The sequence below is a fragment of the Mycoplasma sp. 4079 genome, from assembly GCF_047785185.1.
Classification (GTDB): domain Bacteria; phylum Bacillota_I; class Bacilli_A; order Mycoplasmatales; family Metamycoplasmataceae; genus Mycoplasmopsis.
The window spans coordinates 1-26,547 of record NZ_JBLNNG010000008.1 but is presented as its reverse complement, the minus strand read 5'-3'; the positions used below and the strand labels follow the sequence as shown (position 1 = coordinate 26,547).

The following is a 26,547-nucleotide window of genomic DNA, read 5'->3' as shown; positions in this document are numbered from 1 at the left end:
GGGGTAAATATGAACGCAAGAGAATTTGAAAAGAAATATAAATTATCTTTAGATAGCATTCGTCCAGCTATTTCACAATTTGCTCCTAAAGATGATAGTACGCTTAATTCAATTGCTGGTAAGCCTAAAAAACTTTTAGTTGAAATAATTAAGCGTTTCTTTACAAACTGAGTTGCAGTTGCTGCATTAATTGTATTTATAACTATCTTAGTAATTTCAATTTTTGTAACTGAAACTGCAAAGTATTCAGCTACAAAACCACTTTATAATTCAGTTGGAATTTGAACAATTAACCCACAAACAATGCAAGTTGGCAAATACATTGATTCATCAACAAGTAACATCATAGGGCTACCACCAATGAGCAGTCCTTGATATCCTGCTCAAGGTCACATTGATAACTATGAGACATTAATTAATACTTGAGCAAGTAGAGATTATTATGGTGGAGTTTTATGAAGAGACTTTATTTACTTTGGCGAAAATAATCCTGCTAATGCAATTAAAATTGTTGATATCTCAGATTCAACAAACAAAGTTTTAGTTAATGCTTACGTGTTTAACAAAGTTCAAAATATCGGTATTGCTTTAGAAAAATCACAAATTGATCCATCAGTTTCAGCTGAAAAAGCTAGACAATACATTCAGGCTATCTTAAATCACAATCCACAATTTTCATTATCTACTTACTTAGGAACAAACCAAGCTGGAGTTGATATATGAACACAGTCTTGAGTTGGAACTTGAGAAGCAATTAAATTAGCTTTAATAGTTGCTACAATTCAAACAATTATCGGGGTTGCAATTGGTGCTTATTTAGGTTTCCACGTTGGAACTTGAATCGATACAACAATAATGAGACTTATTGATATTTTTATGGCACCACCAACAATGATTTGATTATTAATCTTTGCTGCTACATTCGGTACATCAAACTTAACTTTAGGAATAGCACTTGTATTTATTGGTTGAGTTAGATCGGTTGGAAGTACAAGAATGTTCATAATTACTGTTAAAGATCAAGAATACATTACAGCTTCACAATCAATCGGTGCATCAAAAGCTAGATTAATTTACAAACACGCATTACCTGCAATCATTGGAAAAATTTCAACAAGCTTCGTTGCATCTATTCCATCAATTATTATGCAAATTTCATCACTTGCATTCTTAGGATTCTTCAAATCAGATAGTGCTAACTTAGGAACGATTTTGTCTAACGCAGCATCACAAGCAGGAGATAACGCGTTTATCTTAATCTTGCCTGCATCAATCTTATTATTAATTTCAGTTTCACTTCACTTTGTTGCATTAGGAGTTCACGATGCTCTTGATCCAAAAGTTATTAAAACAAGATAGGAGGTAAATTTATGGAAAACAAAGATTTATTATTAGATGTTAAAAACCTTAAAGTCTCATTTAAATTAAGAAGAAATAAATTTATCACTATCGTACGTGGTGTTGACTTAAAAATCAAAAAAGGTGAAATCATAGGTATTGTAGGTGAATCTGGTTCAGGAAAATCAGTTACATCTAAATCGTTACTTAACATAAATGAGAATTCATTTATTACAGCTGATAAAATGGAAATTGATGGAATTAACTTACTCAGTAGCGAAAAAGATAAATTCTGAGAGACAATTAGAGGACATAAAATCGGTTACATTCCTCAAGACCCACTTACATCACTTAACCCAACTAGAAAAATTGGTAAACAATTGTTAGATGCGCTTAACAAAAATCCTGAATGAAAAAAATCAACATACTTAGAAAAAAGAGAATACTTAATTTCACTACTTAAGCGTTTTGGAATTCGTCAAGCTGAAGCTGTTTTTGATATGTACCCACACACACTTAGTGGTGGTATGAAGCAACGTGTTGTTATTACAATGGTTGTTGCACTTAAACCAAGTTTAATTATTGCTGATGAACCTACAACAGCACTTGACCCTACAGTTCAAGCTTCCGTGTTATCATTATTTGAAAATATTAGACAAGAATTCAATATTACAATTATCTTAATCTCACACAACATTTCAGTTGTTGCTAAATTCTGTGACTACATTTATGTAATGTACGCAGGAAAAATAGTTGAGAAAGGAACAAAAAAGGATGTTTTCACAGAACCAAAACACCCTTACACGTGAGCTTTGATTTCAGCTATTCCTGAAAATAGAGAAGATAGATTATATTCAATCAGTGGAACGCCACCCGATATGAATAACTTACCTTTAGGAGATGCATTTGCACCAAGAAACCAATATGCATTAGAAATTGATTTTCTTAAAGAACCTCCTTTATTCGAAGTTTCACCAACACATTGAGCAGCCACTTGATTATTGCATCCAGATGCTCCAAAAGTTGAATTATCAAAAGAATTACAAGCTAGATTAGAAAGTTTTAAGAAGGTGTTTAATGAGTAAAAAAACAATATTAGAAATTATTAATCTTAAAAAATACTTTGTTAACAAAAACAATGTTAACAAAGCTGTTGATGATGTTTCTTTTGATTTAAAAGAAGGTGAAATAGTAGGCCTCATAGGTGAATCAGGCTCAGGTAAGACAACAATCGGCCGTTCATTATTACGTTTATATAATGACTACAACGGTTTTGTTAGATTAGATGGAAAAATCATTTCAGGAAAAAGAATTTCTAAAAAACGTAAGAAATTTATGCATAAAAACATCCAAATGATTTTCCAAGACCCAATGGCATCGCTTAATGGACAAAATACAATTTTCAGTATTTTAAAAGAACCATTAATTGTTAATGGAATAATTAAAAATAAAATTAAAAACATTAAAAAAGATTGAAAAGATGTCACAAATAACTTCAGATACACATTTTTAGAACAAGAATTATTGTTAAGACTCGAAAACCTAAAAATAATTAACAAACTTCACATCCCATTAATTAAAAAATGAGAAAAGTTATCTGAAAACATTCAATTTGATATTGAAAACAATATTGATGATCAATTTAATTCATATTTTGCATATTTAGAAGAGAGAACAAAAATTAACTCTCAAGTTATTAACAACCTTTATAAAAATAATGAGAAGTTAATTCAATTATTTGAGCAAAAACAATCTGACTTTAGACATAGAAAAATCGACTTAGATGAAATTGATCTTGAGGAAGCTAAACTTAAATATAAAAAAGTTAAACAACTTGCAAGTTTTAGCCCAGAGTACTTTGAATTAAAAGTTTTATACAATGACCAAAAAGTCTACTACAAAGAGCAAAAAGTGAATTTCAAGGATACTGTGTCAATTTCGAAAACATCAATTAAAAACTTTTTAGCAGAAGTTAAAAACGAATACACAATGCACAAAAATGATGCAAGAAGTACAACATTTTTAGACTTATATTTTCACGAATACAAACTTTATTTAATTAACTATAGCTTATATAGACAGTTAAAACAAAATTATCGTTTGCTTAAATTTTTATCATTTGAAGATTTAGTTGAGCTCTCAGATGAGTTTAGAGCTTACTCACAGGACTTTTATACAAAATTAAATGTGGATACAAGATTTAAATCATCAATCAAAGAACTTCAAAACATAGTTTCAAAAGAATACAATTTTGATCTTTCAAAATTCATTCAAAGATCACAATATTTAGGTTCTAAGTTACGTCAAAACTATAAAGAAGCTAAAAAAATGAAAAATAAAACATTCTTTAGAATGTTTGTAGAATTCTTTAAAGACCCTCAATATGTAAGTGATCAAATCAAAGTTGCTAAAGAAGAACTTAAACAAAAACAAGAAGTGTTTAATTCCGAACTTGCAAAATACTTGCAAGAATACTCAAATAGAATTTATGACATTAGAGCAGAAATTGATGAAGCATTAAAATTTCAACAAGAGTTAAGAAGTAAAGATAATGTGATTTTCGAAAACTTCAAGAAAAATCACGCTAACTTTATCAAGTTTTACAAAGAAAACTTAATTGAACCACTGCTCAAAGAGCCTAAAGCATCTAGAAATAATACCTTAATTAAACAAAGACAAATTGATTTAAATATCTATAAAACAAATGTTTCAGATAGATTAAATGGAATTGAATCGTTCAAAATTGAAACAAAATATTTAAATGCAAACTTAAGTGATATTAGATTGCTTATGGGAATTTCAAGTTTAGATATGTGGCTTCAAAATAGATGATGTGCTAATTTTGTTAAATTCTTAATTGCTCCATATCGTTTCTTAAGAGTAGGTAACTTATATGTAAGAAATATAATTTACAAATCTTTAGAAGATGTTGGATTGTTAAAACAATTTGCTTACCGTTATCCACACGAGTTTAGTGGTGGTCAAAGACAAAGAATAGTTATAGCAAGAGCATTAATTACAGAACCTAAAGTAATTGTTGCTGATGAGCCGATTGCTTCACTTGATATTTCTATCCAAGCTCAAGTTGTAAATCTTTTAAAAGATTTATGTAAACAAAAAAATATTGCTATGATTTTTATAGCACACGATTTATCAATGATTGAATATGTCGCTGACAGAGTTCAGATTATGCATTTAGGTAAAATTGTTGAATCAGGACAAACTGAAGAAATCTATGCAAAACCAATTCACCCTTACACACTTAATTTATTCAAAGCAATACCTAAAATTTCAAATGCTAATGCTAAATTCCAAGATGTTAAGTTTGAATTATCATATTTAGATGAACAACAATTCCCTAATATTCCAACAATTCATACAGTTGAGAAAAATAAACATTATATTTATGCAACTGATGAACAAGCTAAAAAATGAAAAGAAGGTAAGTACAATTAATGAAAAAGTTAATATATAGAAGTTTAAATAAATTAAAATTTGAATTTGCAACACTTAGATTTTATTTAATATCGCTAGCTTTTCTAGTTATATACTTTGTGATAGTTGGTGCATATTTAGGAAAAAATAATGTATTATTAGCCGAGGAAAAATATCATTACAACATACTCATAAACGGTTTTTCAATTCCGGCTTATGTTACTTGTTTAGTGGTTTTATTATGTATTATTTTCAAACTTGGTTTTTTAGAAAAAAGTATTGAAAAATTCAAGATGTCTTGAACTAATCTACAAGATTCTAAAGAACAAAGAAGACTCAAGTCTATGTCTAATGAAGAAAAGAGAGCTTATCTTCATACAAAGGAAAAAACTAAAAAAAGACAAATAGACAAACCTACACCATCTAAGTTTCCATTTATATTTAACTTTTCAATTTATTTACTTTTATCAATTATCTTCACAATTATTATTTATGCCTAATAATCCTTGCACATAGCTTTAAAACTATGTGCGTTTTTTATATCCTTTCACTAAATGAATATTTTGCAAAAAGTCAAATTTCTTATATTAAAGGAGTATGCTTATTATAAGTAGGTAAAATGTTAATTATCTTTTTCATTGATTTTTACAAAAGAGGAAAAAGATAAGAAATTCTTATTGCTAGTTCAATTCTGAATTATAAAATGCCTTAAGTAAGAACTTTTGTTTTTGCAATTCTTATTATTTATCACTTTCTGGTTTGATAGTAAATTTAACAAGTTGATTATTCAGTTTGTTTTATTTTTAGATGATTAAAAATTGATATAATAAATAATATGCCTTAGTGGTGGAATGGCAGACACCGTGGACTCAAAATCCACTGGAGAAATCCGTGCAGGTTCGAATCCTGTCTAAGGCACCAACTTACGCACTTTGTGCTATTTTTTTATACCTTTTTAGTACTCATACAGTAATAAAGAGCTAATAGAATATTTGAATATCTTTGTATAATAATTTTAATATTTGAATTTAAAGGAATGATATGAAGTTATATTATGGAACTGATTTAGAATACATTAAGTCAATAATTAAATCTGAGGAAAAAGATGTTCTTCAAAGAGATGTTTTTATTTTTGACAACAACTCATATTTAAGCTCATTTGATACATTAAATGAGATTTTGTTAAGCAATGGTTTATTTTCTTCTAGAAAACTAATCATCCTCGAGAATATTAGTTTTAGCAAACCTGCAAAATCTAAAGATAATTCTAAAAATGAGTATTTATTAAATTTATTAAAATCAGTTGATTCAAATATTAGTGTTTATTCAATTTACAAAACAGAAATAATAAATAAAAGAGTTATAAGCGACGATGCATTAAAACTATGCGAAAAACCTAAAAAAATAGCTGCATTATTGCCTACACAGCTTGCAGAGTATGTTATAAGTGAATTTGCGAAAAATAATATTGCTATAGATAAAACAACTGCATTGGTATTTTTACAAAAATTACCTAATGACTGAAAAATTATTAATAATGAAATTAATAAGTTGTGCTTATTAAACAAAACGATTACAGAAGATATAATTGAACAAACCATTGCACCTTACCCATCAGATGATCCTTTTCAATTTTCTAATGCTATTTCAAGAGATGATTTTCAAGCTATGTATAAGATCTTTGAACAAAAGAAAAACGAAAACACACCTGTTATATTATTGTTTTCAAACTTTGTTTCAACGTTTACATTAGTAAATAGAATTTACTGATATCAAAGTTTAGGACTTAATATCACCGAAATTTCACAAGCTTTAAATATGAATGAAAAAAGAGTTTTTGTTCATGTGATGATTTTAAAAAGATTTGGTTTTGATAGAGTGCAAAAAATAATTGAACAATTAGCTAAAACAGATAAATTATTAAAAACTTCAGGAGTTGATTCATATGATATTTTCGAAATGTTTATGATCCAAAATTTCACCAAAAATAAATAAAACATTTATTTACTTGGATTCTCAAATTGTTAAATCAAAAAATGTTGAAGTTATCCAAAATTACTATGAGCAAGTACTAAAAGTGATTACTTCAAACATTGATGAAAAATTTGTTATTGTTCTACCTGATTTATATTCTCTATATAACTTTGATTTATTATCATCAAAAACAAATACAGAGCAAATTTTCTTACAGAAAATAGATAAGTTGAAAAGTTTTGTTTCTAATTTAAAAAAATTAAATGTTGAAATTCAAGGAATTATTAAGTTTGATAATATAACTTCGTTTGCAGAATTATTAAGCAGACATAATGGTTTCGATGTTCAAAAAATTTTGAATAACGAAACATCATTAGATGAGACAAAGTATGTTGATTTATTGAACACACAAATGATGGATTTAGAATCTCTTGCAAATTCAGATAATCAGTTACATAAAGATTTTGCAAAAATTTACAAGTGACTTCAAATTGAATATGAAATTTCTAGCGTTGTTATTTCAGGTTTATTTGATTTTCTTAACGATAAGCAAAATAATATTCATAAACCTCATATTCAATTAATCAAAAAAGCAATTGATAATTTATCCGTAACCGTAACTCAGATTACTTTACACGAAAAGTGCTACGACAAAGCTTTAAAAGTATGTAAACTATTCAACAATTATGATGTATTTACTAAGTTGGATACACATAAAGTAAGAAACATTGGAGACTATGATAAAGTTGTTTTTGCTAAAAACAATTTAAACTTCATATTCGATCCTAATTCATTCATCAATAAGTTTAATGATGTTTTAATTTACAAAACAGAATTATTATCAAACATTTTGAATTTATTGTTAATATCACCTAAATTATTTGGATATCAAATTCCATTTAAGCCATTCAATAACAATGAAAATAATTTAAATTCAGTTATTAATTGAGAAGATAGATTTTTTGATTTATTCAACACTTCAATTTTCAAAAGATACAAGATTCTTAAATACAATCCAAAATTTAAAAAGATTTCTGTCTCTACATTTAAGACTAAAAAGTTAATTTGAAAAAAAATTATGTGCAACAATGTTACACATAATGTAATTATTAATAAAACAAATGGTTATGTAAGAATTAAATTCTTATTTAAAAAATTTAATAAGAAGAAATTAGAACCTTGAGGGTTTTATATTTATTAAATTAATCTTTTTTAATATTCAATAATATACTAAGGTATGCTCTTTTTATTCTGCTTGCTGTGTACCTTTTCGATACACAAGCATCAATAAATGAGTAATAATCATCATTTAAATTAACTTGTTTTTTAAATAAATTTTCCATACCCTCATCAATCATTTTAATTGAAGCTAATTGTTGAGGTGTTTTTTTATTTACTATTTTCTTAAACTTTTTATAAGTGCTTGCAATATCATTTTTTGACTTATAAACTAGTCTCATGGGCGTGAACGTAGAAACATGTTCATTGTTTTTAATCATACTTCTAATTTTTGAAGCACTTGCAAAATTAGACATAGTTTCATCTGAATGAAATGGAATTGTTCTTTGGATTGAAATTGCTTTAATATCTAAATTTGAATTAACAATTTCTTTAACATACTCAATTCCTAAAATATCATTAGGTAAAGTTATGCTTACTCCTATTAAATCAGATAAAGCTTGGGAAGCTGCTCTAGGAAATCCTGTTCCATTTTGCTTTAAATAGAACTTAATTTTCTTATTGTATTCATCAATATTATCTTTTATAGTTGTTGCGATTTTATAAAACAAATCAATATCATTTGTTTCAGAACCAAAAACTAAGTATTTTATTTTATGTTTAGCAAGCTGTTTTACAGCATTTGATGCAAAAATATGAGCTGCTTGAATTGATTTTTGATCATCAAGCTTAATAACTTTATTAACTCCATATTTTTTTGCTATTTTAGCTCTTTGTCTGAATGATGCAATAGGGAATTCTCCACGTTGAGTGTATTTGTTTGTCATTCCAACAACAATATAAGCATTAGGAATATTTTCTTTAATTCAATTTATTTGATAAATATGACCGTTGTGAAATGGGTTGTATTCAGCCACAATTCCTACAATGTTCTTTTTTCTTGCAATAAAACTTTTCATGAATAAAATTATTATAATATAAATATATGAGTTTTTAGAATGCTAATAAATATAACTACTTATATATGATTTAAAAAATACTTGGTTACTAAATATGTTTAGTAACCTGAAAGGAACATATTATGTTAAGTATTATTAAAGAACTCAAGCCGAAATTAGCTAAATTCAACATAGCAATTTTAGTTATTTCTATATTTGTGCTTATTTCAGGTTTTTCATACTTTGTATTTTTAATGGCACTTACAAATTGCAAAAATCAACTACTTCATCAAATGCTGTAATTTCACTTTTAGATTTGAGTGCACTTATGTCTCAATGATGATTAGTAACATTGATACTTATATTTGGAATTCTTAATGTAATTTGCATAGTATTTATGTTAGATATTAGAAAATCTATTTTTGCATTAATTGCAAATGGAAAATTAGATTCAAAATATGCATCACTATTTAGAAAAAATATGATTTTACAAATTATAGGTTTCTTATGCGCAGGAATCCTTCCAATCGTTACATCAGTGCTATTGAAAAAAGAATTAATCACACTTGATCAAGTGGTTCAAAAATTAGATTCTTCAACAGAAGTTTCATTTATCAAATAATTAAAAGTAGCGTTTGCTACTTATTTTTTTTACATTGGAAAATATCACTAAAAAATCTAAAAATGGACTATTATTTTTTACCTTTTATACTATAATATAAAAGCTTTTAGACTAGTCAAAATATTAAAAAGGAGGTAACAATGGCCATTGTTCCAAAACGTAAAACGTCAAAACAACGTAAACACAAAAGAAACAGTCATTCAGCATTAGAATTACCTAACCTTGTAAATTGCAAGCAATGTTCAAACAAAATTGAACAACATGTTGTATGTAAATTCTGTGGATTTTATAAAGGTAAAAAAGTACAAGGGTACAAAGCTTTATTAGATCGTAACAACTAATAATTTAATTAAATTTATAAACTAGAACAGGTAACTGTTCTTTTTTTGTTCCTTTTTGAGAGTTTTTACTAAATAAGTGGAGGACAAAAAATGAAATTATATTCAATCGGAGAAATAGTTTATAAAAACAAATCAAACATTATTTTAGAATCAAAAGGAGATGGATACATAGTAACTGTCGCTGACGACAAAAGATGAGAAGTTGGACAAAAGACAAAACTATATTTATTTGAATACAGAACAGATTATATGACACACACTTATGGGTTCAAAGAATTTAAAGAAAGGTTATTATTTATCGACCTTATTGGTATAGAAAAAGTAGGGGCTAAAATTGCAATGAGCATTCTTGAAAAAGGATGAGAATATGTAGCTCACTTAATCGTTGATCACAAAACTGAAGAATTAGCATCAATTCCATTTGTTACTGAAAGAATGGCTAACTTAATTTGTTTTGAATTAGGAAACAAATGAGCAAAAATATTAACAAATGGAGATGCTAAAAAAGCTGAAAAACAACAACTGAAAGATGAGTTATATAAATCATTATTAGTTTTAGGATTTACTAAAGGTCAAATTGAAAGTGCAGTTAAAAATGTTAAATTAAATCAATCGCTCGAAGATATGGTAGAAGAAAGCATTAAATTTATAGCGACTCAAAAAGATGAAGACAATAGATTTAAGACCGCATAGTTTTGAAAAATTCATTGGTCAAGATAAATTAAAACAAACACTTTTAGCAATGATACAGAGTTCTAAAGTTCAAAATAAACCTTTAGATCACATTTTATTTTATGGAATGCCAGGTATGGGTAAAACAACTTTAGCAACAATCATAGCTAACCAAAAAGGTAGCAAAATTCACTTTGTACAAGGCACAAACATTGAAAAGAAAGCTGATTTAATTAGTGTTTTATCAGTTGTGAATGAAAATGATATTGTGTTTATTGATGAAATCCACAGCATTAATAAAAATGTTGTTGAATTTCTTTATGCTGCAATGGAAGATTTTGTTTTTGACTTAATCATAGGTGTAGATGGAAATTCTAGGCCAATCAGAATGAAATTAAAACCATTCACATTGATTGGAGCAACTACAAAATTCAATGAAATTTCACAACCTCTTAAAGATAGGTTTGGTTACATTGGAAGATTAGTTAATTACACATTAAAAGATATTTCCAAAATCTTAAAAATCACTTGTTCAAAGTTGAATTTAAATTTAGATGACGAACTAATTAAGTACATTGCTTCCTATTCAAGAAATACACCTAGGTTAGCAAATCACTTAATTTATAGAGTTTTAGACTTTGCACTTTCTTCAGAAAAAGGTGAAATTACAAAGCAAATTATTAAGAAAACTTTTAAATATCTTGACCTATATGAATATGGTTTAACAAAGGATCATATTGAATATCTTCAAATTTTAAAAGATGGATTTGAAGAAAAATCAGTTTCATTAGACACTATTGTCGGTTTAACCTTACATAACAAATACGATATAGTCAATGAAATAGAACCAATCTTATTGCTCTTAAAATTAGTGCAAAAAACTTCTAGAGGAAGAAAAATAACATCTTTAGGAATAGATTATTTACTAAGACAAAACTTGTCAATTTAGTTTTAATTTCTTTTTATCTTATAGATAAAAAATAAAGCATATTTTTGGTAGAATTAATACTAATTATGAAATTAAGAAGCAGAATATCAGAATTTTTTAAGTTAAGCAATTGAAAAAGAATTGTGATAAGCACTATCACAATTATTTCGACAATCTTAGCTATTGTTTTTGGTAGTTTATTTTACATTGGTAAAAATGTAAATAAATCTATTGAGTATGGTGGAGGAATTGAAGTTTTAGTCCAAGTTCAAAAAGATAAAAAGAACGCAGACAATCAACTTACAAATCTTGTTAACACATCGTTATATAACAGGCTTAATAGTACCGGTTTAAATGGGATTACAGTTAGTTCTGAAGGTGATGGAAAAATAAGAATCACTAAATCAGGTCAATTAACTGATTCAGAGAGAATTCTTTTCCAAAATGAAATTGTTGATAAACCATTATTAACAATTACTGATGGACAGTTAAGACCATTATTCTATGAAGGTTCATTTAAAGTTGGTGAGCCTATTGGAGTGGATGGTTCACCTACAGATATACCTGCTTCAAAATGAATTCCACCATTTTTACAAGATTCTGCAACATCACAAGCAAATACATCAAATGGTAAAAACTCAGTTAGTCTAAAACTTAGACCAGATAGTCAAGTTGAATGAACAAAAGCAACTGAATATGTTTCAAGTCAACAAGACAAACGTGTTTTAATGTGATTAAATATTGAAAAATTATTATCAATTGCACAAAATGATTTTCCTGAAGATTGAGATCAATCAGGACATAATTTATGAAACTTTATTCACGTTACAAACCAAGCTTACTCAATTGATAATTCAACCGGTTACCCTAGAAGAGTTGAAAATGCTTTAAAAGAGTTTGAATTTAATGCAACTGCTTATATGATTTCAAACGCTTCAGTTAATGAGCCATTAAATGGTGAAAGCGTACAAATCTCAGGTAATTTCACAGCTCAAGAAGCACAACACTTAGCTAACCAAATTAACTTTGGTTTAAGTGATTATGAGTTAGAAGTATTGTCAAATGTTTATGTGCAACCTGATTTAAATAACTCATCATTTAACTATGCAATGATTGCTGGAATTGTTATCTTCAGTTTAATTTCAATATTTATGTTAGTTAACTATGGATTACTTGGTGCATTATCAACAATCTCGATTGCTCTTTATATTTTCTTAACATTACTAATCTTCACAGTATTAAGAGGAGAATATTCACCGGCTACATTAGCTGCCTTAATTATTGGAATTGGTATTAGTGTTGATGCAAACGTTATTACTTTTGAAAGACTAAAACAGCAAGTTTACACAGGAGACTCGCTGAAGAAGTCCTTCAGGAATGCTAATAAGCTAAGTATGTCATCAATTATCGATGCAAACGTTACAACTTTAATTGTTGGATTTATCCTATTCTACTTTGGTACAAAAGATGTGAAAGGATTTAGTATTACACTTGTATTATCTGTTTTATGTACATTGTTAATTATGTTAGTCTTTTCAAGATTTTTAGCGTCAATGTTAGTTGGAACAGGTATGTTCGATAACAAACTTTATATGTTAGGTATCAGAAAAAGATACATTAACCATAAAACTAAACTTGGTGCAATGATTGAAAACTTTGATTACTTGAAACAATCAAAATGATTTGCACTTGGTTCTGTGATATTTGTTCTTATTGGATTGATTGTGTTCATTTCACTTTCAGCATCTGAACACAATATTTGAGGAGGATTCAATAAATCACTTGAATTTGCTGGAGGAACAAATATAACTGTTCAACCATCAATTGGTTCTGCTATTACATTAGAAGATGCTGAATCTATTAAAAAAGTAATTGCAGATAATGCTGCAAAATACAATATTGAAAATGTTGACCAAATAGTTTCATTCTCAAAAGCAAGCGCTTCAGGAAATGAATATGTTGTAATGATTAAAACAAGTCAATCATTATCAGCAGATGTTGTTGAAAAAATTAGAGCTGATATTTTAAGTAATAATGCAAACGTTGAAATTATTAGTTACACAATTTCAACAAGTGAAGCTAACAAATTAGTATTAAATGCAGTTTTAGCTACTGTAATCAGCTTTGTTGGAATTATTGTTTACTTATTATTCAGAATGAGCTGAACTTACTCAATTGCAGCAATTATTGGTTTAGTTCACGACTTCTTAATGGTTATTGCTTTCATTGTAATTACAAGATTACAAGTTTCAACAATCATAGTTGCTGCTATTTTATCAATTTTAGGTCTAAGTATCAATGATACTGTTGTTACATTTGATAAGATACGTGAAACAATTAAAACTAAATTCAATGGTAAAATTCTTAAAAAAGATGATATCAAGTCAATTGTTAACCACTCAATTGCACAAACATTCAAAAGAAGTTTATATACATCGGGAACAACAATTCTAGCTATTTTAGTTCTATTATGCTTTAACAATGCTACAAATATGTCATTTAACATCGTTATGTTATTTGGAATTTCAATTGGAGTTTACTCATCAATCTTCATTTGTTCTTGAGTATGAGCAATGTTAGAAGGGCACAAACAAAGAAAAATTCAAAAAAGAATTGATACAGGTTACTGAAATGTTAACAATCCAGATGAGCAAACATTCGCTGGAGTAAATGATTATCTTTAAAATTTCAAACTCACAAATGTGAGTTTGTTTTTTAACAAAAACAAATGCATTTGCATAACTTAATTATATTTTTAGAATATAATTACATTAATTTAAATTAATTACCATAAAGGAGGGAAATATGGCTAAATTTATAGATGAAGTTTATGTATCAATTCAAGCTGGGCGTGGTGGAAATGGTATGGTTTCATTCCGTAGAGAAGCACACGTTGATAAAGGTGGTCCAGACGGTGGAGATGGAGGAAGAGGAGGAAATGTTTACTTTGTAGGTGACTCAGGTAAAAATACTCTTTTAACTTTCTACCAAAACAAGCGTATTGTTGCGAAAGATGGAGTTAAAGGTGGTCCTAAAAACCTTTATGGAGCCAATGCAGAAGACACATACGTTAAGGTACCTGTTGGGACATTGGTTTATGATGGTAAACGTTTAGTTGCTGATATTATTGAACCAGATAAGCCATATTTAATAGCTTCTGGTGGTAAAGGTGGTAGAGGTAACACTAAATTCAAAACAGCTAAAAATACAGCTCCGAGAATTTCTGAAAATGGATTACCTGGAGAAAAATTTGAAGCACACATTGTGTTAAAAATTCTTTCAGATGTTGGTGTTGTAGGTAAGCCATCAGCAGGAAAGTCAACATTCTTAAATGCTGTTTCAAATGCAAAAGCTAAAGTTGCTGAATACGAATTCACAACTCTTGTGCCTCAGTTAGGAATGGTTAAATATTTTGACGATTCATTTACAGTTGCTGACTTACCTGGGTTAATCAAAGGTGCTGCATTAGGTAAAGGTTTAGGAATTCAATTCTTAAAACACATTGAACGTTGTAGAGTTATAGCTCACATTATTGACTTTGGTTCAGAAGAAAAAAATCCTGTTGAAGATTATGAAGTTATTAACAATGAACTTAAGTCATACAATTTAAAATTAGAGCAAAAGCCACAATTAGTAATTGCTAACAAAGAAGATTTACCAGCTTTCAAAGCACACTTAAAAGAATTCAAAGCTAAATATCCGGATGTTGAAGTTGTTTCAATTTCTGCAATCAAACGTGAAAACTTAGAAGAAGTTAAAGCTAAATTATGAGACTTAATTATCAATAACAAAGCTCAACCAATTGAAGAAAAAGAAGAAGAGGAAAAAGTTATTGAGTATGAACCTGATTTTGTTGTTACAAATCCATATCATGGATACTACGAAGTTTCAGGTAAAAAAGTTGAAGAATTATACAACCGTATTCCAATTAATACATTTGACAACCTTGTTAGATTTAACAATATCTTAAAGAAAATGGGTGTTTGAGAAGAGTTAATTAGAAAAGGTGTTAAATATGGTGACACTGTTTCTATTTACGGTTTCCAATTTGAATGAACAGATGAAGAGTAATCAATAATTTAATTATTGATTTCTTTTTATTTTCTTTAAATAAAATAAAATAAATAAAAGAGGTAAATATGAAAGATTTTTTAATAATCGGAAACTGAAAAATGAATAAAACTTACACTCAAACATTGAGTTATTTAGATGATTTAGTTTTATCGTTCAAAGAATTAAACATTCCTAAAAGCATTAAAGTTGGAATTGCAGCGCCTTATCCAAGTTTACCTGCATTCACAAGTGCTATAAGTAAATTTGTACTACCAGTTGCTCAAAATATGTCTATTCATCAATTCGGTGCATTCACAGGTGAAGTTAGTGCTCTTATGCTAAATGATTTAAACGTTAGATACGTTATTTTAGGACACAACGAAAGAAGATTACATCACTTTGAAACTAATGAAAGAGTTAATGTTAAGGCCAAAATTGCTATTGAACACGGGATTACACCTTTAATTTGTGTTGGTGAAAGTTTAGAAGATTATCAAAACAATAAAACTAAAGAAATTATTAAGCAACAAGTTTTAGAAACAACTAAAGGTCTTGATTTAGATAAATTCATCATTGCTTATGAGCCGATTTGAGCTACAGGAACAGGTCATTCAGCTACTCCTGAATTTGCAAATGAAATTTGTGGCTTCATTTCGCAATTGCTAGATAACAAAGTTATTGTTCAATATGGAGGAAGTGTTACAAGTCAAAATATTGAACAATTATGTGCACAACCAAATATCAATGGATTTTTAGTTGGTAAGGCATCATTGCAATTAGATAACTTTATCGAAGTAATTAAGCACGCTTTAAAAACTAGGTAAAAATGAATAAGAAAATAGAAATATACATTGACTTCGAAGCAATAGATAGAAGACACGCCCTTATTTATGATGAATTAAAGACATCGAAGTTTCATTCAATTCCGTTTGCATATACAATTGGGAAATATCCAAATAATGATAAAAACCAAGAAATACAAATAAAAACAAATGTTATTAACTTTAGAAATTATGACAAAAAAGAATACTTCAAAAAATTCAGAATTAAATTGTTAGCTGATATAGCTAAATTAAATGGAATGAAGGTTAAAGATTTAACTGTTAATAATATTAATGAGAAGTTTGTGTTTTATGGCTGGAATCCCGTTTTAGAAAATACAATCATAAAAACGGTTTTAGGCAACCAAACAATTTGTCATAATGCAAATATTTTTGAGGATAAATTTACATCTAAACAAGAAATTTCATTAAAGTGAATGTCTAAAGGTTACGAAGATAAAATCTACTTTAAAAATACAATAGAAATTCTTAAGAAAAAATCAATTCGCAAGATTACTGACGAGTCAGATCCTGGCTTAATTGCCTCTTTAGTTGGTTTCGCTCTCTTTGAAGCGCAATATAAGAAAAAGAATATGAATTTTCTTAATAATGCAGAAATTACAACAATATTAAATGAATTAAGAATTTATAATTCAGATGATATTCAGCGAATTGATTTTATTTACAAAAATCCAAAAACTCTTAATCATAGGATAAAAGCTAAAAATGTGATAACAACTGAATTAAAAACAGTTGATAAAAAAAGAATGCAGACATTCAATAAAATTAATTTATTTAGACAAATTGATAACATTGTGATACTTGATAAAATTTCTAAATCAATTGCAAATGAGGACTTATTAGAAATTCTTAAGAAAAACTTAAGATGACTTGAGAAAGCAATCGAATTAGTTAATGAAGCAGAATTTAATGGAGAAAACATTAAAAAATATTTAGAACGTCTATCAGATGATTATGAAAATCTTTCTAAAAAAACACAGAATCTAAGAGATAAAATTAAAAGCATTTAAGCCATACACACAGTGCTAAAAGTCTAAAAATCAATCACATTAAAATCATTATCAAAAATGATTTTTTTTATTATAATAAAAAAGCAATATACACAATATTGCCAAATTAATGTGGGAGATATAAAAAATATCGTTTGACCACCATATCGAAAGGATACAGAGTTTATGGCAAAAAAAGAAATTCAACGTATTGCTAAGTTGCAATTCCCTGCTGGTAAAGCTAAACCAGGTCCAGCTCTTGCTGGAGTTGGTGTTAACATGCCAGAATTTACAAAAGCTTTTAACGATGCTACAAGAGATAGAGGGGACGAACCAGTTCCAGTACAAATTACAGTTTACAAAGACAAATCATTCGAATTCAAATTATTCACAGCTCCTGCTTCATACAAAATTAAGCAAGCTGCAAAAATTCAATCAGGTGCTTCAAACGCTAAAACAACAATCGTTGCTACAATCTCAAAAGACCAATTAAGAGAAATCGCTGAATACAAATTACCTGACTTAAACACAGATGATGTTTACGCTGCTATGGCTACAATTGCTGGTACAGCTAAACAAATGGGTGTTTTAGTTGAAGGATACGACGACATTTTTAAAGCTAAAAAAGAAGCTGCTGCTGCAGCTAAAGCAGAAGCAAAAGCTGAAGCTAGAGAAGCTGAATTAAACAAAGAAGCTGAAGAACTTGTTGCAACAAAAGGTGAAAGAATCGAAGTTAACGTTATTTCACACGAACACAACGAAGAAGGAGCAGAATAATTATGGCTAAAAGAGTTTCTAAAAATTTAAAAGCTGCTAGAGCTGCATTTGACAGAACAGTTGCTTATGATTTAGCTGAAGCTATTGAGCTTGCTAAAAAAACTTCTTACGCAAAATTTGACGCTTCAATCGATTTAGCTTTCAACTTAAACTTAGACGTTCGTAAAGCAGACCAACAATTACGTGGAGCTGTATTACTTCCAAACGGAACAGGTAAATCAATCAGAGTTTTAGTAGCTACAAACAATGTTGAAAAACAAAAAGCTGCACAAGAAGCTGGTGCAGATATTGTTGTTGATGCACAAGCATTAGAACAAAGAATTAAAGAAGATCAATTTGATTTCGATGTTATGGTAGCTGACCCAGCTATGATGCCTTTATTAGGAAAATATGGTAAAAAATTAGGGCCTAAAGGTCTTATGCCAAACCCTAAAACAGGTACAGTTACTCCAACACCTGAAAAAGCTGTTGAAGAACTTAAAAAAGGTAAAGCTAACTACCGTACAGACAAAGCTGGTATTGTACACTCATTAATCGGAAAAGCAAGTATGTCAACTGAAGCATTAGTAGAAAATGCACAAACATTAATCTCATTAATTAAAAGATTAAAACCTGCAGCTGTTAAAGGGACATATATGTTAAACTTAACAGTTTCAGCATCAATGGGACCAAGTGTTAAAATTAAAATTGAAAAATAGTTAATTTATAAGTCATAGGGTAACCTATGATTTTTTTATTCCTATACACACGGCAAATAAAAAATGAATGAAACTATTTAAGACAGTTTCATTCATCAAATTTATTCAATAATTTGCTTAATAACTTCGATATCATTATCAGTTATTTGAGTTTGTTCTTTAAACTCTTTTAAGAATTCAACATTTCTTGAAATCTTATCTTTATATTCGTTTGTCTTGTTTGTTATAGCCAAGAAGCTTTGAATTGACACAAGCATTGTTATGATAACAGAGAATAAAGCAATCGCAACAAACAAGTCCATTGTTTTATCAGGCAAGATATTAAATCTAATTGAATATAAGTTTAGAACAATAATTGAGGCAGATAAGAAAATAGAAATAACGTTTAATAATGTAAATAAAGTTTTACTTGTAATGTATTTAAAATAAACTCTATTTTTGACCTTATCAATATCATTAATGCTGTTGATTTGTAATTTATTTTTCTTTTGTTCTTTATTTTTGTTTTTGTCCATTATTAACCTCGTTTTCAATGTCGCTTGATTTATATCTATCTATTTCTAATATGCTCATTGTTCTTTTAAATAATGTAAAGTTTGCTTCTTTATTATTTAAATCCTTATATATGTGTAATTTAGATTTGTATAAAAGGTGTTCGAGTTGAATTGCTTTAATTTTAGTTTGATAAAAAATTGCTTTTTTGTTAATGACAAAGAATGATAATATACCTGAAGTAAAGGTGATTATTGCATTCACAATTGTTAATAAGATAATGTAGTTACTATTTGAGTTTAAAAAACTTGTGTACGGATTAGTCATACCTTCAGGATAATAAGAAGATGCTCCTGCAAGGAATAAAATTGCTATCACACCGTTTAAAAGTGTAAAGAAGATTATTGATGCATTTAGTAAATAATATAGAACTGAATTCACAATAAGCTTGAGTTTTGTTTCTCTATAAAGCTTGAAATAAGCATTCAATGTAATGTTTTTCTTTTTCATTATTTCTTACCTCCTGATGGTGAGGTAATTTCATCTTGAATAACTTCTAAGATTACTAATTTCTTGAATGATTTAGCTTCAGTGTACATATAGTCAATGAATTTAATTAAGTTTTCTTCTGAAATTAAACCATTAGCATACTTAATTTCAAGATATCCCAAGCTTTCATAAACTTTCTTATAAGTTGACATCTTAGTATTGCTGCGATAAATAGCTATTCCAATGTTTAAGAAGAATAGAATAATCATAAACACACAAAGTAAGATAACTGAAATGTATGATGAGTTTCTTTGTAATTCATGATTTCCATTTGTTTGTCCATGCGACACAATGATTGAAAGCGCAATTGCAGCTATGATAATTGATGAAATATTAAGCAGTGCAATTATGATAGAAAAACTGATATCAATAATCTTGTAAGTAAGCAGTTTCTTCTTATCATGCTTAAGTCTTTTGTTTAAATATTTAATAATATCTTTCATGAAATATATTTTAATTGAAAATATTATTTTTAGCTATATTTTGATAGTTTAATTTATAATATTCGCATGAATAAATCATTTGCAGTTTTTAGTGATGTGGATGGAACAATTTATGGATTTCCACATAAAAAATTATCAGAAAAAGTAAAAGAACAAGTTTTAGATTTATCATCTAAAAATATTCCATTTGTAATCAACACAGGTAATCCTGTTTTAGAAAAAATCAAACGTTTAGCTAGAGAACTTAATTCAAGATATTTATCTTGTTCAAGTGGTGCGATTATTTATGATATGCAAGAAGAAAAACCATTGCACATTGAAATAATTGATCCTAATGAAGCTAAAAAAGTTTGAGATTTAGCACTCAAAGCTGATGTTACATTATATTATGCAGGTGTTAATCAATTCTACTTATACAATGTTCACGATGATATCTATGAGTTTTTAACATCATTTAATGAATATGATAAATGAATTACAGATGGAACTATTCCTGCCGATTTACACAGAATTGAAGCTTATGGAACAAAAGAACAATTAGAAAAATTTGTTGATTTATATAATCAATCAGATATTAAATTAGACTTAGTTAATGTTGATTATTTATATATCGAAATGTCTAATCCTGGTGTAAATAAGGGTTCAGGAATGAAATGATTATGTGAAAACATTTTCAACGCTGATTTAGCTGACGTTATGACAATTGGAGATAGTCCAAATGACATTCCAATGTTTAAATTATCAGGATATTCATATGCGATGGATAATTCTGACCAATATACAAAATCATTTGCAAAATATTACACATCAGATGTGCTTCAAGATGGATTAGCTGAAGCTATTGTTGATTATTTATATCGTGGAGATTATGAACTTAAAAGAGCTGTTTCTCAAATGGGAAATATTGCAAAAACAAATAAGAAAATTATGTACTAAAAAACTTTTATAACTTGCACACTATAGTACAAGTGAAAAAGAGAAATAAAAAAGCGGACATCAGTCCGTTTTTTTATGATGTTTAAACTATTTGTTTTTGTTTACAAATTCATCTAAACGTGAACGTTTTCTAGCACCTTTGTTTTGGTGGAAAACACCTTTAGAAACAGCTTTAGCAATTGTTTTGTGAGCAAATGCAACTAATTCAGCAGCTTTTGCATCTTTAGCTAAAACAGCTTCTCTAGCTTTACGTATAGCTGTTTTAACTCTTGATTTCATAGCAGCGTTTTTAACACGAGCTTTTTCCATCTTAGCTATACTTTTAACTTTAGATTTAATGTTAGCCATAAACCTCCCTTTTTCTAAATATATGTGAAAAATCTTTTGTATTATACTATATTTTTAGCTTTTGAATTTTTGGTTATATGCAATTCCGATTTTTGAAGATAAGTTGTCATCTACACCATTTATCTTAGTGTGTGTGACTTTTTCGTTTGGATCATTTTCAATTTGATAAATGTATAATGCACTATTATCTACTTCATTGTCATCTGTAATGAAGTAATTTCTTTTAACTAACTCATATTCAAATCTTGTTGGAGGTGTATAGTTAACAAAGTCGAAGTTATTAAGTTGTAAGTATTTTTTATTCATTATTTTAACAAATTTACTATTAGCAAAATCGATGTGATTTACTATAAACTCAATCTTTTTCTTAAATTCATCTTCATCATTCATATTGACTGCATTTTCAGGATCTTCATTATTTAAATCTTTAATCAACCTTACAAAAACATTTTTAGTTTCTTGAATACTAAATAATTCTTCAACTTTTGCCTTATATGAACTAAGTGTATTGATATCAATTAATGTAGTTTTATAAAGCTCGTGTAGTTGACTCTTGAAATCATTATATTTATTTAAATCTGTATAGTAGTCTCTGAACACTAAATCAATATATTCATCGTACATTTTAAGTGAATAATTATTTAGGCATTCCTGAATATCATTTTTAAATTGTTTTGTGAATCTATATAACTCACCCATATTTGAATAAATTGATGAATTTAATGTTTCATAAAGTTCATCAAGAGTTCCTTGTGATGTGTTTTTAGCAACTACTAATCCATCTATGAGCAAGATGTTTTGTGCAATTTTAAATGATTGTACTGTTCCGTTTTCAACTTCTTCATAGTTGTTATCTGAGAAGTAAGCATCCAGTGCATCACCATTATACATAACAGCTGAGTCAGCTTCTGGATACTGTGGATTAATTAATTTATTTAAGATACCTTGACCATCACCGTCATATGTGATGTACTTGCTATCATTTGGATTTTTTCCAGTACCTTTTTGAACAAGTGAATAGAAGTTGTCAATAAACTTCGTGTAGTTATCTTTAGTAACATCGTTATTTGTATTTAAGACTACACCGGTAGGTTTAAAGTCATAAAATGAGCCATACAACATATTAGCTCTAACAGCATCTGTAATAGTTAAGTTAGAATATCCATTATTAAACAATGTATTTAATTGGTTATATAAACTAAGTGAACCGAACTCTTCAAGGTTTGTTCCATCAGCTTGTAATTCTGTTTTATTTTGATCTAGTAATTCTTTTGTGATTGGTTGTACGCCGTTGGTTTGTTTTTGTTTCTTTGTGTTAAATGCAACTACTGCATCTTGCATAAAGTATGGAACAAAGTATTCTCATAAGTGTCTTGGTTCCTCATATTTTTTACCTGATTGATCTGTTTTTAGATCTTCATCATAACTTGCTAAATGTTCAAAAACAATAGGTGTGTAAATAGTTTGCAAGATGTTTTTAAGCAACTCCTTATCAGGCTTGTCTGATAAATTTAGCAACTTTTTAAAATCGATTGGTGCTAATAGGTCTTTTTTGATTAAATTAACTGCTTGGAAATCACTTCCAATTCCAGCAATTGCTTTTGAATTTACAATGGCAACTGTGAATTCGTTAATTTCATCAAATGTTTTATAAGAGAAGTTTTCTTGAATTTTATCCCTATTCTCATCTGAGATATAAGACTTGTAATTAAAGAAGGATGGTTTAAATCTGTTACTCATTTTTACACCGACTAAAGTGAATGTAAAAATTGAGACTAAAGCAATTATAATAATTGCTGATCAAGCTTTGAGTTTTCTAAGTAAATTCTGCTGTTTCATAAATCCTTTTTGTCTTAATTTTAATTATTTAAAATAATGTTTATTTTATACCAAAACCAAATTTATTTTTGTGATTAAAATATTTTTTAAGTGCTATTTTTTAGGACAAAAAGAATAAAATGATATAAAATTAAATCATGATTACTAAAAATAACTTAAAGTGATTAATTTCATTTATCATTGCATTTTTCATTGTTACATTAACGGTTGTTTTTGTATCGTTTTTAGTGCTTAATATTTACAAAGAAGTTTCATATTTTTTCATCTTCTTGTTTTATGTAATTAATGTGACTTTTGTCTTTGTTATTTACAGTCAAAAGAAGCAACATGAGTCGAAATTTTCTTGAATTTATTTAACGATGTTATTACCAATAATTGGACATGTTATTTTTATTGTTTATGGTTTCCATTGAAAAAATAAAAATGAAATTAAGGTTAATAAAAATCCGATGTACTGTTTAAAACAATATGTTCCATTGTTTATGAAAAATCAAAATCAATTAAGTTATAAAAGTAATAATTTAACAGAGCTCACAAATCTTAATAATAATGTTATCCTACCTGCGAATATTGAATTCTATGAAGAAGGATATAGATTCTATGATCACTTATTTAATGGAATCAATAATGCAAAAAAAACAATCTACATCATTACATACATAATTAAAAAATCAGAAATCTCAGACCACTTCTTAAGCCTACTACTTAAAAAAGCTAATGAGGGTGTAAAAATTAAATGACTTGTTGACGATTTTGGCGCTATGCCATCACAAAAAAGAAAGTTATCTAAATTATCTAAACATCCAAACATTGAGTTTGCCTATATTGGAAAAATTTATTATCCATTTATTAATGCAAGTAGTTTCTCAAGAAACCATGAGAAGTTTATTATTATAGACAACAAGATGGTTTTCTCAGGAGGAAATAACATTTCAGATGAATATTCATCAATGTCAAAAAAATATGGACACTGAATTGATCTTAACTATAAGATTACAGGTCCATATATAAATACATATATAATTCATTTTATTAAGTTTTGAAAAATAATAACTAATAAAAAAATTGAAATTAGAAGTTCATTATTTATTGATACTAGTGATCAAGAATATGAAAATAATTCATTTTTAATTTTAGAATCACCTAATTTCGACTATTCAGAATCAGAATTTTTATGACTAAAATTAATTGCGACTGCTAAAAAGTCAATTCGTATTTGTACACCATACTTTTCAGTTACTAATGCACTTAAAAAACAATTGATTTTAGCATTGAGAAATAATGTGAAAATCACAATTTACTTCCCAGGGTTACCAGATAAGAAGCTCGTTTATAAAATCAGTTTATCTCAGCTTGAAGAATTAATTCCATATGGTTTAGAGGTAAAAATTTATGATGACCATTTTTTACACACTAAAGCAGGGATAGTTGATGACAAAATCGCTTGAGTCGGAACAACTAACTGAGACAGTAGAAGTATGTTTTCACAATATGAAACAATGGATGTTTTTGAAGGAAAATCAGTCCAAAAACTAATTCAGATTTTTGATGAATATGATAAAAAATCTGAAAATATGAAAAAAAACTGTAAAAATAAGAAAAAAAGTAATCTATTTAAGAAATTTGTTTTTGATATAACTAAACCATTGATATAATAAGAGTATATTTTGGTTAGATAAACTACTTTTTTTAATTTTATTTTTGTTAAATTTTGAAACAGCATTTTATTGAAATCAATTGCAAAGGAACAAAGGAGAAAACGATGAAAGAATTCACAGCTAAAATTATTGATCCAATTGGTTTACATGCTAGACCAGCAACTTTAATTGTTTCAACAGCTACAAAATTCAAATCAGATTCTAAATTAATTTACAACGGACGTGAAGCTAATTTAAAATCAATTATGAACATTATGGCTTTAGGAATTAAACACGGAGCTGAAATTACAGTTAAAGTGCTCGGAGAAGATGAAGAAGCAGCAGTAAAAGCTATTGAAGCTGCTTTAAAAAATCATGGTTTAATTTAATTGTTCTGAAAATCGCTACAATAATGGCGATTTTTCTTTTTGCCTTTTGTACAAAAGAAAATAAAAAAAGACACTTTTTAGTGTCATATGGTGCGCGAGACAGGACTTGAACCTGCATGGGTCGCCCCACTAGAGCCTTAATCTAGCGTGTCTGCCAATTTCACCACTCACGCAATTAGTAAAAATATTATAAAACAACCTGAGTTTCCAAGTTAAAAAGGGATAAAAAACGAAAACACCTATAAATAAGGCGTTTTCGTTTTTTGTTATTTTTAATTACAATGATAGATTTTCTATAACAAATGAAAAATCTTTATATATTTTGTTTAATTCGTAATGGTTTGGATCTAAATTATTAATAATTTCACCAACAACTTTACCATTTACAGTTTTAGTTGTTACTGTTATAAGTTTTAAGGCATCCACAAACATATTCATAGTTACCTTTTGAATTTCACCATTATCTTCATAGAACTTTTTGAGTTTGTAAATTGAGTATTTTAAAACAATTAACGCTAAGAAACATAAGAAAACATGCGCTTGAATGTGAGAATCTTTATGAACAAACATCGGTCTAACCTCAAGTGAAGATTTCAATGTTCTAAAACTTTCTTCAATTTTTCATTGTTGTCTATAAATTTCATTAGCTCTTTGTGCTGTTAAATTAGGTATGTTGGTTTCAATCATATAGAAACCATCTTGATCAGCTATTTTTTTAATTTTAGAGTAATTTAATTTGGCAATTGTTTTGCCTTCAACATCCATATATTTTTTCTTGTATTCTGGAACAAGATCACTTAAGCAAATTACATTATTAATTGATTTTTTCTCATATTTTGCTATCGAAAAAGCTCTTTTTATTCTGTCAAGCTTTTCTTTTGCTGGGCTAAAGTAAACTATTTGTTTTCTAAGAGTTTGATTAAATCTTTTCTTTTTTCTATTGTTAGCTCAAACAGATTCCACAAATCTGCTTTTTGAAAACATTTCGTGTTCCAACATATAATCTTTATCTTCAATGATGAATCTTTTGTCTGCTTCGCTAAGGTTATCGATACGTTTTTGGACGATGTATTTATAACCTTTCTGTTCTAAAAATCTTAAGTTAGCATTTTGACTAATTCCTCTGTC

General features: G+C 28.0%; 27 protein-coding genes and 2 tRNA genes. 21 read left to right on the top strand and 8 right to left on the bottom strand.

Features of this window, described 5'->3' with window-relative positions; translation table 4 throughout:
• Window positions 1-9 precede the first annotated feature (9 nt).
• The 7 genes from ACMZI9_RS02110 (at window position 10) to ACMZI9_RS02080 (ending at window position 7,948) form a co-directional block, all read left to right on the top strand.
• Entirely contained in the window at window positions 10-1,359 is a 1,350-nt protein-coding gene (locus ACMZI9_RS02110; protein WP_416099179.1) for an ABC transporter permease, read from the top strand.
• Window positions 1,360-1,370: 11 nt separating this feature from the next.
• Window positions 1,371-2,423: an ABC transporter ATP-binding protein gene (locus ACMZI9_RS02105; protein WP_323177343.1), complete on the top strand. Its 1,053-nt coding sequence runs from the start codon at window positions 1,371-1,373 to the stop codon at window positions 2,421-2,423.
• Window positions 2,416-4,794: an ATP-binding cassette domain-containing protein gene (locus tag ACMZI9_RS02100; protein WP_416099178.1), complete on the top strand. Its 2,379-nt coding sequence runs from the start codon at window positions 2,416-2,418 to the stop codon at window positions 4,792-4,794. Before ACMZI9_RS02105 ends, ACMZI9_RS02100 begins: the two co-directional genes overlap by 8 nt.
• Window positions 4,794-5,273 (top strand): hypothetical protein, encoded by a 480-nt coding sequence (locus ACMZI9_RS02095; protein ID WP_416099177.1) that lies wholly within the window; start codon window positions 4,794-4,796, stop codon window positions 5,271-5,273. The genes ACMZI9_RS02100 and ACMZI9_RS02095 overlap by 1 nt, the downstream gene beginning before the upstream one ends.
• Window positions 5,274-5,610: 337 nt before the next feature.
• Window positions 5,611-5,694, top strand: a tRNA-Leu gene (locus tag ACMZI9_RS02090).
• Between the two features lie 120 nt (window positions 5,695-5,814).
• On the top strand, window positions 5,815-6,768 hold the full coding sequence (gene holA / locus ACMZI9_RS02085; protein WP_416099176.1) for a DNA polymerase III subunit delta: 954 nt from the start codon (window positions 5,815-5,817) through the stop codon (window positions 6,766-6,768).
• On the top strand, window positions 6,719-7,948 hold the full coding sequence (locus ACMZI9_RS02080; RefSeq protein WP_416099175.1) for a hypothetical protein: 1,230 nt from the start codon (window positions 6,719-6,721) through the stop codon (window positions 7,946-7,948). Before holA ends, ACMZI9_RS02080 begins: the two co-directional genes overlap by 50 nt.
• Window position 7,949: 1 nt before the next feature.
• Here the strand turns inward: ACMZI9_RS02080 and ACMZI9_RS02075 are convergent, their stop codons facing one another.
• The gene (locus ACMZI9_RS02075) at window positions 7,950-8,885 is read right to left on the bottom strand and encodes a nucleotidyltransferase (protein ID WP_416099174.1); all 936 of its coding nucleotides are present in this window, start codon (window positions 8,883-8,885) and stop codon (window positions 7,950-7,952) included.
• 122 nt (window positions 8,886-9,007) lie between these two features.
• Here ACMZI9_RS02075 and ACMZI9_RS02070 point away from each other — a divergent pair, with 122 nt between their 5' ends.
• The 11 genes from ACMZI9_RS02070 (at window position 9,008) to rplA (ending at window position 18,786) form a co-directional block, all read left to right on the top strand.
• On the top strand, window positions 9,008-9,166 hold the full coding sequence (locus ACMZI9_RS02070) for a hypothetical protein (protein ID WP_416099173.1): 159 nt from the start codon (window positions 9,008-9,010) through the stop codon (window positions 9,164-9,166).
• Complete coding sequence (locus ACMZI9_RS02065; RefSeq protein ID WP_416099172.1) at window positions 9,133-9,486, top strand: hypothetical protein; 354 nt, start codon at window positions 9,133-9,135, stop codon at window positions 9,484-9,486. Before ACMZI9_RS02070 ends, ACMZI9_RS02065 begins: the two co-directional genes overlap by 34 nt.
• Before the next feature lie 140 nt (window positions 9,487-9,626).
• Window positions 9,627-9,827, top strand: a complete 201-nt coding sequence (rpmF, locus tag ACMZI9_RS02060; RefSeq protein WP_257088893.1) for a 50S ribosomal protein L32 — start codon at window positions 9,627-9,629, stop codon at window positions 9,825-9,827.
• A gap of 90 nt (window positions 9,828-9,917) precedes the next feature.
• Window positions 9,918-10,520, top strand: coding sequence for a Holliday junction branch migration protein RuvA (ruvA, locus tag ACMZI9_RS02055; RefSeq protein WP_416099171.1), 603 nt, complete (start codon window positions 9,918-9,920; stop codon window positions 10,518-10,520).
• A complete protein-coding gene (gene ruvB / locus ACMZI9_RS02050; protein ID WP_416099170.1) occupies window positions 10,492-11,448 on the top strand; it encodes a Holliday junction branch migration DNA helicase RuvB in 957 nt (318 codons plus the stop codon). The genes ruvA and ruvB overlap by 29 nt, the downstream gene beginning before the upstream one ends.
• Before the next feature lie 65 nt (window positions 11,449-11,513).
• Entirely contained in the window at window positions 11,514-14,111 is a 2,598-nt protein-coding gene (gene secDF, locus ACMZI9_RS02045) for a protein translocase subunit SecDF (RefSeq protein ID WP_416099169.1), read from the top strand.
• A gap of 121 nt (window positions 14,112-14,232) precedes the next feature.
• Complete coding sequence (obgE, locus tag ACMZI9_RS02040; protein ID WP_416099168.1) at window positions 14,233-15,498, top strand: GTPase ObgE; 1,266 nt, start codon at window positions 14,233-14,235, stop codon at window positions 15,496-15,498.
• 68 nt (window positions 15,499-15,566) lie between these two features.
• Window positions 15,567-16,304: a triose-phosphate isomerase gene (gene tpiA, locus ACMZI9_RS02035; protein ID WP_257088885.1), complete on the top strand. Its 738-nt coding sequence runs from the start codon at window positions 15,567-15,569 to the stop codon at window positions 16,302-16,304.
• A gap of 2 nt (window positions 16,305-16,306) precedes the next feature.
• A complete protein-coding gene (locus tag ACMZI9_RS02030) occupies window positions 16,307-17,332 on the top strand; it encodes a hypothetical protein (protein ID WP_416099167.1) in 1,026 nt (341 codons plus the stop codon).
• Between the two features lie 165 nt (window positions 17,333-17,497).
• Window positions 17,498-18,088, top strand: coding sequence for a 50S ribosomal protein L11 (gene rplK, locus ACMZI9_RS02025; protein WP_323176510.1), 591 nt, complete (start codon window positions 17,498-17,500; stop codon window positions 18,086-18,088).
• A 2-nt stretch (window positions 18,089-18,090) separates the two neighbouring features.
• The gene (rplA, locus tag ACMZI9_RS02020; protein WP_257088879.1) at window positions 18,091-18,786 is read left to right on the top strand and encodes a 50S ribosomal protein L1; all 696 of its coding nucleotides are present in this window, start codon (window positions 18,091-18,093) and stop codon (window positions 18,784-18,786) included.
• A 101-nt stretch (window positions 18,787-18,887) separates the two neighbouring features.
• On the opposite strand, the gene ACMZI9_RS02015 is transcribed toward rplA, so the two are convergent.
• From ACMZI9_RS02015 to ACMZI9_RS02005, 3 genes are read right to left on the bottom strand one after another with little or no spacing between them, the layout of a single operon-like run.
• Window positions 18,888-19,301, bottom strand: a complete 414-nt coding sequence (locus ACMZI9_RS02015; RefSeq protein WP_416099166.1) for a hypothetical protein — start codon at window positions 19,299-19,301, stop codon at window positions 18,888-18,890.
• On the bottom strand, window positions 19,282-19,788 hold the full coding sequence (locus ACMZI9_RS02010) for a hypothetical protein (RefSeq protein ID WP_416099165.1): 507 nt from the start codon (window positions 19,786-19,788) through the stop codon (window positions 19,282-19,284). The genes ACMZI9_RS02015 and ACMZI9_RS02010 overlap by 20 nt, the downstream gene beginning before the upstream one ends.
• Window positions 19,788-20,270, bottom strand: a complete 483-nt coding sequence (locus ACMZI9_RS02005; RefSeq protein ID WP_416099164.1) for a hypothetical protein — start codon at window positions 20,268-20,270, stop codon at window positions 19,788-19,790. Before ACMZI9_RS02005 ends, ACMZI9_RS02010 begins: the two co-directional genes overlap by 1 nt.
• 66 nt (window positions 20,271-20,336) lie before the next feature.
• Here ACMZI9_RS02005 and ACMZI9_RS02000 point away from each other — a divergent pair, with 66 nt between their 5' ends.
• On the top strand, window positions 20,337-21,206 hold the full coding sequence (locus ACMZI9_RS02000) for an HAD family hydrolase (RefSeq protein ID WP_257088871.1): 870 nt from the start codon (window positions 20,337-20,339) through the stop codon (window positions 21,204-21,206).
• An 87-nt stretch (window positions 21,207-21,293) separates the two neighbouring features.
• Here ACMZI9_RS02000 and rpsT read toward each other — a convergent pair whose 3' ends face one another.
• Window positions 21,294-21,554 carry a 30S ribosomal protein S20 gene (rpsT, locus tag ACMZI9_RS01995; protein WP_416099163.1) on the bottom strand — a complete coding sequence of 87 codons (261 nt, stop codon included), beginning with the start codon at window positions 21,552-21,554 and terminating at the stop codon, window positions 21,294-21,296.
• Window positions 21,555-21,608: 54 nt separating this feature from the next.
• Window positions 21,609-23,393, bottom strand: coding sequence for a hypothetical protein (locus ACMZI9_RS01990; RefSeq protein ID WP_416099162.1), 1,785 nt, complete (start codon window positions 23,391-23,393; stop codon window positions 21,609-21,611).
• Between the two features lie 137 nt (window positions 23,394-23,530).
• Between ACMZI9_RS01990 and ACMZI9_RS01985 the strand changes: the two genes are divergently transcribed.
• Both ACMZI9_RS01985 and ACMZI9_RS01980 read left to right on the top strand, forming a co-directional pair.
• On the top strand, window positions 23,531-25,048 hold the full coding sequence (locus tag ACMZI9_RS01985) for a phospholipase D-like domain-containing protein (RefSeq protein WP_416099161.1): 1,518 nt from the start codon (window positions 23,531-23,533) through the stop codon (window positions 25,046-25,048).
• A gap of 107 nt (window positions 25,049-25,155) precedes the next feature.
• Window positions 25,156-25,419: an HPr family phosphocarrier protein gene (locus tag ACMZI9_RS01980; RefSeq protein ID WP_257088861.1), complete on the top strand. Its 264-nt coding sequence runs from the start codon at window positions 25,156-25,158 to the stop codon at window positions 25,417-25,419.
• A gap of 88 nt (window positions 25,420-25,507) precedes the next feature.
• Here ACMZI9_RS01980 and ACMZI9_RS01975 read toward each other — a convergent pair.
• Window positions 25,508-25,592 (bottom strand) — tRNA-Leu (locus tag ACMZI9_RS01975).
• 103 nt (window positions 25,593-25,695) lie between these two features.
• Window positions 25,696-26,547: transposase (locus tag ACMZI9_RS01970; protein WP_416099160.1), on the bottom strand; the 852-nt coding region annotated here is incomplete at its 5' end.